This window comes from Prochlorococcus marinus str. MIT 9302 (assembly GCF_000759975.1).
GTDB classification, from domain to species: Bacteria; Cyanobacteriota; Cyanobacteriia; order PCC-6307; family Cyanobiaceae; genus Prochlorococcus_A; species Prochlorococcus_A marinus_M.
In genome coordinates, this window is the sequence record NZ_JNAM01000005.1 from 148,467 (window position 1) to 162,864 (window position 14,398).

At 30.8% G+C, this 14,398-nt stretch carries 15 protein-coding genes; 9 read left to right on the forward strand and 6 right to left on the reverse strand.

Going from position 1 to position 14,398, the window contains the following annotated elements; all coding sequences use genetic code 11:
• Positions 1-22: 22 nt before the first annotated feature.
• Positions 23-1,768, reverse strand: a complete 1,746-nt coding sequence (locus tag EU96_RS06785) for an ABC transporter ATP-binding protein (protein WP_032526122.1) — start codon at positions 1,766-1,768, stop codon at positions 23-25.
• Positions 1,769-1,848: 80 nt separating this feature from the next.
• On the opposite strand from EU96_RS06785, the gene EU96_RS06780 reads away from it, so the two are divergent.
• The 9 genes from EU96_RS06780 (at position 1,849) to EU96_RS06740 (ending at position 11,628) form a co-directional block, all read left to right on the forward strand.
• Positions 1,849-2,145, forward strand: coding sequence for a DUF3288 family protein (locus tag EU96_RS06780; RefSeq protein ID WP_032526235.1), 297 nt, complete (start codon positions 1,849-1,851; stop codon positions 2,143-2,145).
• A 32-nt stretch (positions 2,146-2,177) separates the two neighbouring features.
• On the forward strand, positions 2,178-3,212 hold the full coding sequence (gene trpD, locus EU96_RS06775; protein WP_032526123.1) for an anthranilate phosphoribosyltransferase: 1,035 nt from the start codon (positions 2,178-2,180) through the stop codon (positions 3,210-3,212).
• 14 nt (positions 3,213-3,226) lie between these two features.
• Complete coding sequence (gene carA, locus EU96_RS06770) at positions 3,227-4,366, forward strand: glutamine-hydrolyzing carbamoyl-phosphate synthase small subunit (RefSeq protein ID WP_032526236.1); 1,140 nt, start codon at positions 3,227-3,229, stop codon at positions 4,364-4,366.
• Positions 4,367-4,370: 4 nt separating this feature from the next.
• On the forward strand, positions 4,371-4,793 hold the full coding sequence (locus EU96_RS06765; protein ID WP_080735239.1) for an STAS domain-containing protein: 423 nt from the start codon (positions 4,371-4,373) through the stop codon (positions 4,791-4,793).
• A complete protein-coding gene (locus tag EU96_RS06760; RefSeq protein WP_032526124.1) occupies positions 4,790-5,188 on the forward strand; it encodes a ribonuclease III domain-containing protein in 399 nt (132 codons plus the stop codon). Before EU96_RS06765 ends, EU96_RS06760 begins: the two co-directional genes overlap by 4 nt.
• Before the next feature lie 4 nt (positions 5,189-5,192).
• Positions 5,193-6,203 carry a 23S rRNA (guanosine(2251)-2'-O)-methyltransferase RlmB gene (gene rlmB, locus EU96_RS06755; protein WP_032526125.1) on the forward strand — a complete coding sequence of 337 codons (1,011 nt, stop codon included), beginning with the start codon at positions 5,193-5,195 and terminating at the stop codon, positions 6,201-6,203.
• Positions 6,204-6,351: 148 nt separating this feature from the next.
• Positions 6,352-6,567, forward strand: coding sequence for a DUF1816 domain-containing protein (locus EU96_RS06750; RefSeq protein WP_032526126.1), 216 nt, complete (start codon positions 6,352-6,354; stop codon positions 6,565-6,567).
• 30 nt (positions 6,568-6,597) lie between these two features.
• Positions 6,598-8,046, forward strand: a complete 1,449-nt coding sequence (gene gatA, locus EU96_RS06745) for an Asp-tRNA(Asn)/Glu-tRNA(Gln) amidotransferase subunit GatA (protein ID WP_032526128.1) — start codon at positions 6,598-6,600, stop codon at positions 8,044-8,046.
• A gap of 84 nt (positions 8,047-8,130) precedes the next feature.
• Positions 8,131-11,628, forward strand: a complete 3,498-nt coding sequence (locus tag EU96_RS06740; RefSeq protein ID WP_032526129.1) for a DNA polymerase III subunit alpha — start codon at positions 8,131-8,133, stop codon at positions 11,626-11,628.
• Position 11,629: 1 nt separating this feature from the next.
• Here the strand turns inward: EU96_RS06740 and EU96_RS06735 are convergent, their stop codons facing one another.
• From EU96_RS06735 to EU96_RS06715, 5 genes are read right to left on the reverse strand one after another with little or no spacing between them, the layout of a single operon-like run.
• The gene (locus EU96_RS06735) at positions 11,630-12,079 is read right to left on the reverse strand and encodes a PAM68 family protein (RefSeq protein ID WP_032526130.1); all 450 of its coding nucleotides are present in this window, start codon (positions 12,077-12,079) and stop codon (positions 11,630-11,632) included.
• 9 nt (positions 12,080-12,088) lie between these two features.
• On the reverse strand, positions 12,089-12,358 hold the full coding sequence (gene rpsO / locus EU96_RS06730; protein WP_032526131.1) for a 30S ribosomal protein S15: 270 nt from the start codon (positions 12,356-12,358) through the stop codon (positions 12,089-12,091).
• Positions 12,359-12,391: 33 nt separating this feature from the next.
• Positions 12,392-13,069 (reverse strand): Holliday junction branch migration protein RuvA, encoded by a 678-nt coding sequence (gene ruvA, locus EU96_RS06725; protein WP_032526132.1) that lies wholly within the window; start codon positions 13,067-13,069, stop codon positions 12,392-12,394.
• Complete coding sequence (locus EU96_RS06720; RefSeq protein ID WP_032526133.1) at positions 13,070-13,426, reverse strand: glycine zipper 2TM domain-containing protein; 357 nt, start codon at positions 13,424-13,426, stop codon at positions 13,070-13,072.
• A gap of 24 nt (positions 13,427-13,450) precedes the next feature.
• Entirely contained in the window at positions 13,451-14,341 is an 891-nt protein-coding gene (locus tag EU96_RS06715; RefSeq protein ID WP_032526134.1) for a DMT family transporter, read from the reverse strand.
• Positions 14,342-14,398 lie beyond the last annotated feature (57 nt).

Sequence of the window (14,398 nt, forward strand, 5' to 3'; positions counted from 1 at the left end):
ATTATAAGTAAAAAAATTACTTTTAGCTCTTAACAATTCTGGTAGCTATTTCTCTCTCCCAAAGTTGTTTATATAGCCCATTCACTTTTACTAAATCTTTATGAGCCCCTTCTTGTACTATTTCTCCTTTATCCATTACTAAAACCCTATCACAGGTAGCTGCAACAGAAAGTTGGTGACTAATCATTATGATTGTTTTATTACTTCTATCACTCATTTCATCTATTATCCTTGCGGCTGTTTTATTATCTACGCTTGCTAAAGCATCATCAAGAACAACAATAGGAGAATTAACAAGTAGTGCTCTTCCTAGTGCAGTTCTTTGCCTTTGTCCACCACTTAATGTAATACCTCTTTCGCCAACAATAGTTTTAAACCTTTGTGGAAAACTATTGATATCATCAATTAATCCAGCTTTTATAGCGCTTTCTTTAACTAAATATTTAGAAGCTTTGGGTTCTCCAAAACTTAGGTTTTCTGAGATTGTAGAAGTAAATAAGAATGCTTCTTGAGGAACGATTGAAATATTTTTTCTAAGATCACTTAATTTTAAAGTTTTTACATCAATTTCATCTAAAAATAATTGATTATCTGGAATTTCAATTGTTCTTCCAAGTGATTTTGCTAGCGTTGTCTTGCCACAACCTACTGGGCCAACTATTGCAATAAGTTCTCCAGGATAAATTTTAAAATTAAGACTATTTAATGAATTGAATTTTGATCCTGGATACTTTATTGTTAAATTTTTTGCTTCTAAGAATCCTTTAACCTTTCTTTTTAAAAATTTAATTTCTGCTCTATCTACAATCTTTGGGTTGTTCTGAAAGATTTCTTCCACACGATCTAAACTTACTTGACCAAGTTGAAAAGTATTTAAGGTAAAACCTAATAGAGCGGTTGGAAAGACAAGTCTTTCTACGTAAAGAATTAACGCTACTAAACCACCTATCGAAATAAAACCACTCTCTAATTGAAAAGTTCCTAATGATAATAAAATCAATAATGAAATTGAGGAAATCCCTTGTAACAAAGGGAATAGGGTACTCGCTGTTCTTGCAAGTTTTATCGCTGAATTTCGATAGTCATTATTGTATATGTTAAATTCTTTTTTCTCAGCATTCTCTTGGGCATAAATTTTAATGGCGCTTATACCAGAAAGATCTTCTTGTATTAGTTCACTAAGTTTTGATAATGATTCTTGTTGAGCTTTTCTTTGTTTAACCATTCTGCCGCCAAATAGACTTACAATTCCAAGGATTAATGGAAATATCATTAAAGCTGATATTGTTAATGTTTTATTAATCGAAAACATTGAAGGAATAGTGAATGAATAAGCTAAGACAATGTTGCACAAGCTTAAAACTGTAAAACCTAAAAGTCTTCTTATGTTTTCAACATCGCTTGTAGCTCTACTAATAATGTCTCCACTACCTTTTTTTTGAATCCATTCTGGATCTTGAATAAGTAAATGGTCAAAAAGTTTTTGACGAAGATTTACTTCTACTTTTCTACCTATGCCGAAGACAATCTGTCTTGAAAATAATCTTATTAAACCCATACAAGTTGCTAAAAATATTAACCATAAAGATTTAGAAATAACAAAATTCGAAGAAAACCCATTTTGTAATTGGTCAATTATATCTTTTACTTCTAAGGGTATTACAACACTTAGTATATTTACTAATAAGAGAGCTATAGCTCCATATAAGAATTCTTTCTTGTATGGTCTTAGGTATTTAGATATAACTTTTATCTTTAAATTTTTCATTTTATTTTGCCCATATGATTAAGATAATGTTTCATTTTTGAATATGTGAGCTAATTTTATAAATGATTCAGTATTTATTTATGGGTAACGATCAAACTCATCCATTACATGAAACAGACAAGAAGATTATAGATTCCCTTATTGCTAAAAAAATACCAGAAGATCTTGACTATATAAATTTAGCTAGATTAATAAATCGTTATACCAATTTCCCAGGAGAAATTGAAATTAAAAACGATATTGAAAAAATTTTAAATTTTTGGAAGATCACTAAAAATGAACTTTTTTCAAAAACAAAAAACATTTGGTCAAAAAGCTTCAGGCCTTCTAATACAAATAAAGATTTAGTTGGCTCAGGCTTTGATACCTCAAATTGAATTTTTCTGCATAATTTTTCTTTTATAAATAAATGTCTTCTAATCTATCAAACGCTGAAATCCTAAATAATTTATTGGAGGGAAGAGACCTTGATGAATTAACTTCTAGATCTTTAATGCAAAGATGGCTTAATGATGAAATTTCAGATGTTGAAACAGGAGCTTTTTTGAGTGCTTTGAGAGCAAAGAGTTCTACAGGTGTCGAACTAAGTTCTATGGCTGAGGAACTCTTAAATGTTTGCGAATTGCCAGTAGCAAGACCAAATTTGTATATGGTAGATACTTGTGGAACAGGGGGTGATGGAGCTAATACATTCAATATTTCAACTGCAGTTGCATTTGTAGCTGCATCTTGTGGGGTAAAAATTGCAAAACACGGAAATAAAAGTGCTAGTGGAAAAGTTGGCTCTGCTGATGTTTTGTTGAATCTTGGTTTGAATTTGAATTGTTCTTTAGAAAAGGTAATCAAAGCGGTAAGTGAAATTGGAATAACTTTTTTGTTCGCACCTGTTTGGCATAAATCTTTAATAAAACTTGCTCCATTAAGAAAGACTCTTGGAATAAGGACAGTATTTAATCAACTTGGACCATTGGTAAATCCTTTAAGACCCAATGCACAAGTTTTGGGTGTTGCTTCTGAGGATCTTTTAAAACCTATGGGAAGCGCGCTTTTAAAAATGGGTATGAATAGAGCAATAGTCGTTCATGGGTCTGGTGGCCTTGATGAAGCTTCGCTTCAAGGAGAAAATAAATTAGTATTTGTTGATAATGGTGAATTAAGGTTTTCAGAAATAAATATTTCAGACTTTAACCATGAAAATATATCTAACGAAAAGCTTGTGGTTTCTGATCCTGATTCTAACGAGGAAATATTAAAGTCTGTCTTAAATGGTTCTGGACAAAAATCTCATATTGATGTGGTTGCCTTGAATTCTGCTTTAGTGCTTTGGGCCGCAGGTATTGAGGATGATTTAAATGAAGGATTTAATAAAGCTTTATTTTCGATAAATCAAGGAGATCCTTGGAAAAAGTTTTTACTTTTAAAAAATTATTTACAAACAATTTAATTTATTTCAAATTGATGATTAATCCATATAAGAAAAATGCGAAATTGGTTTTAAGTAATGGAATTGTATTCCCAGGATTCTTTTTTGGTGCTTCTGGTACAGCCATTGGTGAAATAGTTTTTAATACGGGAATGACCGGATATCAAGAAGTTATTACTGATCCAAGCTATTATGGACAAATATTAACATTCACTTATCCAGAGATTGGAAATACTGGTATTAATTTTGAAGATTCAGAATCTAATATTAATGTTAAAGGTATAATTGTTAGAAATTTCTCATCTAATAGCAGCAATTGGAGATCTAAAAAGAATTTTAATGAATGGTTAGTTGAGAAAAATATCATAGGTCTTTATGGAATTGATACAAGAGCTCTTGTTAAAATTTTAAGATCTAATGGCTCAATGAATGGAGTTCTTACCTCTGAAGATAGGACTTTAGAAAGTTGCTTAAAAATAATCAATGAAACTCCAAAAATGGAGGGATTAAATTTATCAAAAGTTGTTTCAATAAAGCAACAATATTTATGGCAAAATCATACAGAAACAGATTTTGACGTCAGAAAAATTTATTCTGAAAAGCCAAATACATTAAAAGTAGTAGCAATTGATTTTGGTATAAAAAAATCAATTTTAAATAGATTTGTATCTCATGGTTGTGAAATTTTAGTTTTACCTGCTCAATCTTCTTTGAATGATGTTCTATCTAATAAGCCGGATGGGATATTCTTCTCAAACGGTCCAGGAGATCCTTCTTCTGTTACTGAAGGTATAGATTTAGCTAGATCACTTATTGAATATGGAGAAATACCAATGTTCGGAATTTGTCTTGGTCATCAAATATTTGGATTAGCCTTAGGAGGTTCTACTTATAAACTCCCTTTTGGACATCGGGGTCTAAATCATCCTTGTGGAAAGAATAGTCAAATCGAAATAACTAGCCAGAATCATGGTTTTGCTATTGACCCTAATTCTCTCTCAAAGGACATTGTCAAAATCACTCACTATAACCTTAACGATAATACTGTTGCAGGATTGGAAGTTAATAATAAGCCAATATTTAGTGTTCAGTATCATCCAGAAGCAGGACCTGGTCCTCATGATTCAGATTATTTATTTAAAAAATTTGTATCTCTAATGTTAGAAAGATGTTGACATATTGTTTTCTTTTGATTTGATAATTACATTTGATACATTAATTTTTTGGAGGGATAAGATCATAGAAGATTTCCAGAAGCTAACAGTTTCTTTAAGAGGAAACCTCAATGTAAAAACAAATATTATTGTTTTTACTTTTAAAGGCCAACTTGATGCCTTCTCAGAAAAACAATTTAAGACTTTTATAACTAATAATTTAAAAAATGATCTTCCCTTTGTTATTGACCTTACAAAAATTGATTTTCTAGATTCTTCTGGCCTTGGAGCTCTTGTTCAGACTGCTAAAGAATGTAAAAAGTTGAATTTAGGTTTCTCAGTTGTTGGTAATTCGAGAGTTGCACAAACAATTAAACTTGTGCGTTTAGGCGATTTCCTTAACTTAAAAGCAAGTCTTGAAGATGCATTAACTTACTTAAAAAATTGAATTATTGGATTCAAAACTTGGTTCCACATGGATCTCCTGAAGAAATAGGTGTTATTCAACTTGCTTGGCTTGGGGATTCAGTATGGGAACTTCATCAAAGACTCAGACATGTTCATATTCCTTTGAAATCTAAAGAACTTCATTTATCAGTCGTTAACGAAGTAAAAGCAAAATCTCAATCAAAATCTTTAAGTCAAATCGAACATTTATTGAATGCTAATGAAATGAATTTAATTAGACGTGCTAGAAATAAAACTAAGAGATATCCAAAGTCTTCAGACCCTACCATTTACTCTAGAGCAACTGGATTCGAAACCTTGATTGGTTGGCTATTTCTAAAAGATCCTCAAAGATTATCAACTCTTTTTGAGTACCTTGAAATTAAAATGAATTGAATTAATGAAAAACTCACCAAAAAATAATTATTCTGGAAAAAATAGAAAACATCCCAAAAATAATTCTAATTCTAATTTTTATTCAAAAAATATAAATTCATCGAAAAAAAACAATAGAAATCAAATAAGTTCCTTTAAAAATCAAGGGGATAACAATCAAAATGATAGTGATAAAATGAAAGTTGATTTTTCATTTCTAAAAAGAACTAAACCAATAAATAAAGCTAATACAAGATTTTCTTCTAAGTCTCAGAATAATTATCATGAGTTTGCAAATAATAAAAATTTGGATGATTGGATATGGGGTAAACATTCAGTTTTTGAGGCTCTTATTAGTGAAAGAGCTATTAATAGGATTTGGTGTACATCAGAAATCTTTTCTTCAGAGAAATTCTATATTTTACTTAAGGACCTTAAATCAAAAGGAGTCCTTATTGAAGAAGTATCCTGGAATAGACTTTCACAAATTACTTTTGGTGCTTCACATCAAGGCGTCGCGTTACAGTTAGCATGCTCTAAAACAGTCTCCCTAGATAAATTAATCGATTTATCTAAAAGGAACTCTTCAAATCCCATTATTATTGCTTTAGACGGAATTACTGATCCACATAATGTTGGTGCAATTATTAGGTCAGCTGAGGCATTTGATTGCAAAGGTTTAATTATTCCTCAAAGAAGATCTGCTGGATTAACAGGAACAGTTGCCAAGGTGGCTGCTGGAGCTTTGGAACACTTGCCAGTAAGTAGAGTTGTTAATTTAAATAGGGCACTAGAGGAGCTAAAGAAAAATGGTTTTTTAGTTATTGGATTATCTGGAGATGGTCAAATATCTATTTCAAATTTTAATGAAAAACCTCCCTTGGTAGTAATAGTTGGGGCTGAAGATAAAGGTATTTCATTGCTTACTCAGAAAAAATGCGATTATTTATTAAGAATTCCTCTTAAAGGAAAAACATCAAGTTTAAATGCCTCTGTCGCAGCGGCAATATCACTGTTTCATTTGACAATTAAATAAGCTCACTGTTGATATAGACTATATTTTAGGTTCTTTAAATATTGCTGTTTCAATACATTTATATAATTAATCAAAATTTATTGAATTTTTACTACAAAATTGTATAGAATTTAACAAGAATTATAAGGCCTTTAACAGGTCAAATAAATTGATTAGAAATTTTGGAAACAAACTCGGATTAGCTTGGTGGGCTAAGATTGAGACTGAGCAACCCAATACCACATATTGGTATGGTCCTTTTATTACTAAACGAAGCTTGAAAGAAAATATACCTTCTTTTATTAATGAGCTTTCCGACGAGGGTTCTATAAATATTAAACATAGTGTAGTTCGTTGCAAAAAAGAAGAACCATTAACTTTTTGAAAATTTTAATTTTAAGAAATAAGTTGAGAAATGGATTTTAATTCTTTAAGAAAGGAAATTAACAGTAAAAACGCTTCTGTTAAGGAAATAGTAAATGATATTTTTTTAAAAATTGGTTCAAAAGATCCTGAAATTAATTCCTATATTTGTACTACAAAAGAAAACGCAATCGCACAAGCTGAAAATATAGATAAATTGATTCAAAATGAAGAAATACTCCCTCCTCTTGCAGGAGTGCCAATTGCGATTAAGGATAATATTTGCACTAAGGGGGTCGAAACCACTTGTGCAAGTAAAATGCTCCAAGGTTTTATCGCACCTTATGAGTCTACAGCCTCAGGAAAATTATGGTCCTCAGGTGGTATTTGTTTAGGTAAAACAAATTTGGATGAGTTTGCAATGGGCAGCTCAACAGAAACCTCTGTCTTTGGTGTGACTTCAAACCCATGGGATATTAATAGAGTTCCAGGGGGAAGTTCAGGAGGTAGTGCCGCTTCGGTAGCCGCTGGATTATGTTCTGCAGCTATAGGCTCTGATACTGGTGGATCAATAAGACAACCAGCTTCTTTTTGTGGAGTTGTAGGTCTTAAGCCTACTTATGGAAGAGTAAGTAGATGGGGACTAATAGCATTTGCTAGCTCTCTTGATCAAATTGGTCCAATTACAAATACTGTTTCAGATGCTGCTGAAATACTTTATTCAATATCTGGAAAAGATCCTTTTGATTCAACATGTCTTGATAAACCAGTACCAAATTATTTGAGTAATTTAAATAATTCTATAAAGGATTTAAAAATAGGAATCATTAAAGAATGCTTTGACCATCCAGGACTTAATCCAGAAGTTAAAGATTCTGTTCTTTATGGAGTACAAAGATTCAAAAATCTAGGAGCAGAAATTATTGAAGTTGAATGTCCTAGGTTTAACGATGGAATTGCTACTTATTATGTAATTGCCCCATCTGAAGCATCAGCAAATTTAGCTAGATACGATGGAGTTAAATATGGTTACAGATCAAATAATGATACTAATCTTTTAGATATGACTTCTAAAAGTAGAGCTGAAGGATTTGGAGATGAAGTTCAAAGAAGAATTTTGATTGGAACTTATGCTTTGTCTGCTGGTTACAGCGACGCCTACTATAAGAAAGCACAAAAAGTTAGAACATTAATAAGAAAAGATTTTGATAATGCTTTTAAAAAAGTAGATATTTTATTAACTCCAACTTGTCCAAGCACCGCTTTTTTAAAGGGTGATTTTGTTAATGATCCACTTTCTATGTATTTGTCTGATCTATTAACTGTTCCGGCCAATTTAGCCGGACTCCCAGCTATAAGTATTCCATGTGGTTTTGATACTAAAGGATTGCCTATAGGACTTCAACTAATAGGTAATGTACTTGATGAGGCTAGAATATTGAATGCAGCACATATTTTTGAGATTGATGCTCAGGTAATTAAGAATAGACCTTTATCCTAAATTTGTATTAATAATTAATTTGTAACTACAAAATATAGACCTTTTAAAAATTTTCTCTATCTTATATATATAAATCGATTAAGTATGGGTTTCGTTCCGCTTCATAATCATAGTGACTACAGTCTTCTTGATGGAGCAAGTCAAATTTCTAAAATTGTTGATAGAGCTTGTGATCTTGGAATGGATTCTATTGCTTTGACCGATCATGGAGTAATGTATGGAGTCCTTGATTTGGTCAAAAAGTGTAAAGAGAAAGGTATAAAACCAATTATTGGTAATGAAATGTATGTGATTAATGGTTCTATTGATGATCCTCAACCTAAGAAAGAAAAAAGATATCATTTGGTGGTTTTAGCTAAAAATCATACTGGCTATAAGAATCTCGTAAAATTAACAACAATTAGTCACTTAAATGGTATGAGAGGTCGAGGCATTTTTTCTAGACCATGTATTGATAAATTTCTTTTAAGTAAATATAGCGATGGTCTTATAGTTTCTACAGCTTGTCTAGGTGGAGAGATACCTCAGGCCATATTGAAAGGAAGATTTGATGTAGCAGAGGATATTGCTCTTTGGTATAAAAAAATATTTGCAGATGATTTTTATCTAGAGATACAAGATCATGGCTCTATTGAGGATAGAATAGTTAACGTTGAATTAGTAAGAATTGGGAAGAAGCATCAAATAAAAATTATTGCTACCAACGATGCTCACTATATATCAAATATGGATGTTGAAGCTCATGATGCATTACTTTGTGTATTAACAGGAAAACTAATAAGCGATGAAAAAAGATTGAGATATACCGGTACAGAATATATTAAAAGTGAAAATGAAATGCTTGAACTTTTTAAAGATCATATTGATGATGAATCAATTAAAGAAGCAGTTAACAATACAGTAGAAATTTCAAAAAAAATTGAAGTATTTGATTTGTTTGGTAAATATAGAATGCCAAAATTCCCTATTGACGAAGATAAAGATTCATTTTCTCTACTAACACAATTATCTAATGAAGGTCTTTTAAAAAGACTTAAAAAAAACGCTCTTATAGAAGTTGATGATAATTATAAAAAAAGACTATCTTCGGAATTGAAAATAATAAAAGATATGGGTTTTCCAGATTATTTTTTGGTTGTTTGGGACTATATCAAATATGCTAGAGATAACTCTATCCCCGTAGGACCAGGTAGAGGTTCTGCAGCAGGCTCACTTGTAGCTTATGCTCTTCAAATCACAAATATAGATCCTGTTGAGCATGGATTATTGTTTGAAAGATTTTTAAATCCTGCAAGAAAGTCTATGCCAGATATTGATACCGATTTTTGTATTGATAGGAGAAATGAAGTTATTGATTATGTTTCTAATAGATATGGAGAGGATAAAGTCGCGCAAATAATTACTTTCAATAAAATGACTTCTAAGGCGGTTTTAAAGGATGTTGCTAGGGTTCTTGATATTCCTTATGGAGACGCTGATAAACTAGCTAAGTTAATACCGGTTGTAAGAGGGAAACCTTATAAACTTAATGAAATGATTGATAAGAATTCTCCTAGCCAAGAGTTTAGAGATAAATATATTAATGACAACAGGGTAAAAAAATGGATTGATTTGGCTTTGAGAATTGAAGGTACTAATAAAACATATGGAGTTCATGCTGCAGGAGTTGTTATTGCCTCAGATCCTCTCGACGAACTTGTACCTCTTCAAAGGAATAATGAAGGTCAAATAATAACCCAATATTCTATGGATGATATTGAATCACTTGGATTATTGAAAATGGATTTCTTGGGTCTTAAGAATCTTACGATGATTGAAAAGACAGTTTCACTAATTAATCAATCCACTGGAAAGACAATAAATATTGATAATTTACCTCAAAATGATGATAAAACATTTGAGCTTATCGGGAGAGGTGATCTTGAAGGTATATTTCAACTTGAATCTTCTGGTATGAAACAGGTTGTAAAGGACTTTAAACCTAACTCTCTTGAAGATATTTCATCTATCTTAGCTCTTTATAGACCAGGTCCTCTTGATGCTGGCCTTATCCCTAAATTCATAAATCGAAAAAATGGAAAAGAAAAGGTTGATTTCCCTCATCCTTTTATAAAGTCAATTCTTACCGAAACCTATGGAATTATGGTTTACCAAGAACAAATTATGAAAATTGCTCAAGACTTAGCCGGTTATTCTCTTGGTGATGCTGATTTACTTCGCAGAGCAATGGGGAAAAAGAAAGTATCAGAGATGGTAAAGCATAGGAATATTTTTGTAGAAGGCTCTATGAAAAAGGGTGTAAATGAAAAATTAGCAAATGATCTTTTTGATCAAATGGTTTTGTTTGCAGAATATTGTTTTAACAAAAGTCACTCAACTGCTTATGGTGCAGTAACTTATCAAACTGCATTTTTAAAAGCCCATTTTCCTGTTGCATATATGGCCGCCCTTTTAAGTGTAAATTCTGGCTCCAGCGATAAGATGCAAAGATATATTTCTAATTGTTATTCGATGGGAATAGAGGTTATTTCACCAAGTATTAATTTCTCTGGAATTGATTTTACTATTAATAATAATCAGATTTTATTTGGTCTGTCTGCAATTAAAAATTTAGGAGATTCTGCAATAAGAAATATAATTGAAAATCGTAAAAATTCTGGAAGTTTTAAGTCATTATCAGATTTGTGCGATCGTTTACCTTCTAATGTTCTTAATAAAAGAAGTATTGAATCTTTAATTCATTGTGGAGCTCTAGATGAGTTTTCAACTAACAATAATAGAGCTCAATTATTGTCAGATCTTGAACATGTCATTGAATGGGCCTCTTCACGAAATCGTGATAGATTATCCGGGCAAGGAAATCTATTTGATTCTAAAGAAGAATTTTCAAATTTAGCATTTTCAGATTCACAATTAGCTAAGGTTGATGATTATTCACTTATTGAAAAGTTAAAGTTAGAAAAGCAGCTTTTAGGCTTTTACTTATCTGATCATCCGCTAAAACATTTAACTAAGCCAGCAAAACTTGTATCTCCAATTAGTATTTCGCAATTAGAAGAAACAAAAGATAGAACCAAAGTCTCTTTAGTTGGTATGATCCCTGAGTTAAAGCAAATTACTACGAGAAAAGGAGATAGGATGGCTATAGTTCAGCTTGAAGATCTTTCAGGTAGTTGCGAAGCAATAGTTTTTCCTAAAACCTATATCAGATTATCAGAATTTCTTTTGACCGATACTAGATTATTGGTGTGGGGAACGATAGATAAAAAAAGTGATAAAACTCAATTAATAATTGATGATTGTAGAGAAATAGATAACCTTAAATTACTTATTATTAATCTTGAAAGTTCTCAAGCATCAGATGTAAGAATACAAAATACGTTAAGAGACTGTTTAATTAAATTTAAGCCAGATAAAGGCAAATGTGGAATCAAGATTCCAGTTTTAGCTGCAGTAAGAAATAAAAATAGTATTACCTACGTTAAATTTGGGGAACAATTCTGTATTGGAGATATTCAAGGGGCATGCAAATTATTGGAAGATAAATCATTTCAAGTTAATTTGAAATCTTTAGTCTCATAGATTAACTATTCTCTTCAAAATTTTGAGTTGCAGGCTTGAATGCAGCCTTTGCTCGTTGTATATTCATTGGAATATTTTCAATTCCGAAAAAAGATCCAGGCTCCTTATCCCAACTAGCGGATAATATTCCAAAACTTAATCCTGCAAGACCTAATAAGAAAAACAATGCTGAAATTGCAATTGTTGAAGAAGGAGGTATTTCAGCAATATTTCTTGTAACGATAATATAGCTCACAACAAAAACAGACATTCCCATTATTGTTGGTATTCCCGCGGTAAAAAATATTCTTCTCGCCATTCTATCAGCTACATATTTAGGGATCCCACTTGATGATTGCTTTGGTAGAGGTAATGTATTAGATTCTATTTCAAGATTGGCGAAAGCAGTCTTCTCAGATATACTTTTTTTCTTTCTATTAATTATCTTTTTTTTTGATTGTTTTTTTTTCATTAATGGAAATCATCCTCTGATTCCAATTTTCTTTACTAGATCTTGATATTTTTGAACGTTTTTATTTTTTATATATGATAGTAATCTTTTTCTTTTGCCAATCATTTTTAATAAACCTTGCCTTGAGGCAAAATCATGAATGTTACCTTGTAGATGGTCACTTAATTTAGAAATTCTTTTAGAAAGCATTGCAACCTGAACTTCCACTGAGCCGGTATCTGTAGCATGTACTTGATGATTTTCAATAAGCTTCTGTTTTTCAGCTGTATCTAATGACATAAAATTTATATTTCTTAAATCTATATTACTATGTTATCTGACTATATTACTACTATCATTATCTAAATAATTCATAGCTAATTTCAATAAATTTTCAAATGATGATTTTTTTTCTTTTTTAGTAAGACTATCTGTCTCTTTAATAATAATAGGCAATATACTTTTTATTTGATTATTAGTGTAATTTAAAGACCTTAGGGTCACTTGGAGGTCACCTAAAATATTATTGATTTCATCATCCATAATATGAAATTCATCGTTGCTTGTTACTGCCTTGGTTTGTAATTCTTTTTTAAATTTACTTTTTAATTCTAAAATTAACCTTTCACTCATTTTTTGTCCTATGCCAGGTACTGAACAAATTAAATTTTTGTTTTGTGTATTAATTGCATTGATAACTTGATTAATGGAAAATTTATTTAATATACTCATCCCGATTTGGGAACCAATACCTCTAATATTTAAAATTTCAATATAGAAATTTCGTTGATCTTTTGATGAAAAACCAAATAATGAATCTGAATCTTCTTTTTTAATATGTTTTATCCAAAGAGTAATATTTTTATTAGATATCTGATTTGTTTTTAATTTGAGAAAAAAAGATTCCAATATTTGTATCTCGTATCCTAATCCTTGACAATTTATTAAAATAAAAAATTTCTGATTAGTTTGCCATAATTCAATCAGTTCTCCACTTATCCAACTAATCAATTAACCACCATCCACCTGACATCCTATTAGTGCTCCTGCAGTACCACCAGCAGGTACGGCCCAAAATCTATCTTTCCCTCTAGAGGAGGACAGTGCTAATCCCGCACCAAGAAGACCTCCAATAAATGTACCTTCACTACAGTCATTATTATCTATTTTCCCAGCTTGACTTTGCCCTGCACAGGGGATTACAACATCAACTTCATAACTTTTTACGTAGCCTGGGCTTGTTTTCGTCCCAGGAATATATTCTTCTCTGTATTCAGTTCTTGTACAAGTTACTGACTTTGGGGTTGTTGCACTAACTTGAAGAATAGGAGAGAAACAAAATAGTAAAGCTAAATAGAAAAATTTCACTTTTTTTTTTATTCTTTTAATATTCTATGTCCTTTTGGTTATTTTGGTAGTAGAAATAATAGTTCCTAATAAAACTAGTGAGGCGCCTAATAAAAAATTTATGTTTATTATTTCATTAAAAAATAAAATCCCCCAAATTGACCCGAATAAAACTTGCAAATAGTTAATTGTTGAAGCTTCAGAAGCAGGTAAATTTTTTAATCCTATAGTTAAGAAAGTCTGACCTAATTGAGTAAATAAGCCAATGCCAATTATCCAAACTAATTCATTCCAATTTGGGGTGACCCAGTTTATTAATACAATTGGCAATAAAGTTATAAAAGAAACAAGTGGAAAATATTCAATAATTACATAGACATCTTCAGTAAATGAAAGCTTCCTAACTGTAACGTAAGCTAATGCAGTGCAGATTGCTCCAAGAAAAGCTATTGAAATCGAAATATTTTCAATTTCAACGTTTATATTGGATAATTGATTTGGATTTAATATTACTAATATTCCAATCCAGCCAATAATTAAAGCAAAAATTATATTCCGAGTTATCTTTTCTTTTATAAATATTCCAGCAAATATAGATATAAAAATAGGATATGTATACTGAATGACGGTAGATATACTAAGTGGCATATTTCTTATCGCATAAAAAATACAAACTAAAGCTAATGTTCCTAAAAGGCCTCTTAAGATAAGTAATGGTCTATTTTTGCCCCAAGGATTTATATTTTTTAGTTTAATTATAAATAATGTAATCATTAAACTTAATAATGATCTGAATAAAACTAATTCATAAATAGGTATCCTTTTATCAATATTTTTCACGCACAAAGTCATCAAACTAAAAAAGAATGAGGCAAATACCAAGTTAAACTTATTCAATGAATTAAATTTTTTTTCTAAGTTTTCGATATTTATCATTTAAAAAATAGTTTTATTGTGAAATTAAGTAGATTCTTATTTGATTTTGACCTATAA

Excerpts from the sequence above, each read along its gene's own strand:
- EU96_RS06785 (WP_032526122.1), bottom strand. The coding sequence starts at position 1,768 with ATGAAAAATTTAAAGATAAAAGTTATATCTAAATACCTAAGACCATAC.
- EU96_RS06780 (WP_032526235.1), top strand. The coding sequence starts at position 1,849 with ATGGGTAACGATCAAACTCATCCATTACATGAAACAGACAAGAAGATT.
- trpD (WP_032526123.1), top strand. The coding sequence starts at position 2,178 with ATGTCTTCTAATCTATCAAACGCTGAAATCCTAAATAATTTATTGGAG.
- carA (WP_032526236.1), top strand. The coding sequence starts at position 3,227 with ATGATTAATCCATATAAGAAAAATGCGAAATTGGTTTTAAGTAATGGA.
- rlmB (WP_032526125.1), top strand. The coding sequence starts at position 5,193 with ATGAAAAACTCACCAAAAAATAATTATTCTGGAAAAAATAGAAAACAT.
- gatA (WP_032526128.1), top strand. The coding sequence starts at position 6,598 with ATGGATTTTAATTCTTTAAGAAAGGAAATTAACAGTAAAAACGCTTCT.
- EU96_RS06740 (WP_032526129.1), top strand. The coding sequence starts at position 8,131 with ATGGGTTTCGTTCCGCTTCATAATCATAGTGACTACAGTCTTCTTGAT.
- EU96_RS06735 (WP_032526130.1), bottom strand. The coding sequence starts at position 12,079 with ATGAAAAAAAAACAATCAAAAAAAAAGATAATTAATAGAAAGAAAAAA.
- rpsO (WP_032526131.1), bottom strand. The coding sequence starts at position 12,358 with ATGTCATTAGATACAGCTGAAAAACAGAAGCTTATTGAAAATCATCAA.
- EU96_RS06715 (WP_032526134.1), bottom strand. The coding sequence starts at position 14,341 with ATGATAAATATCGAAAACTTAGAAAAAAAATTTAATTCATTGAATAAG.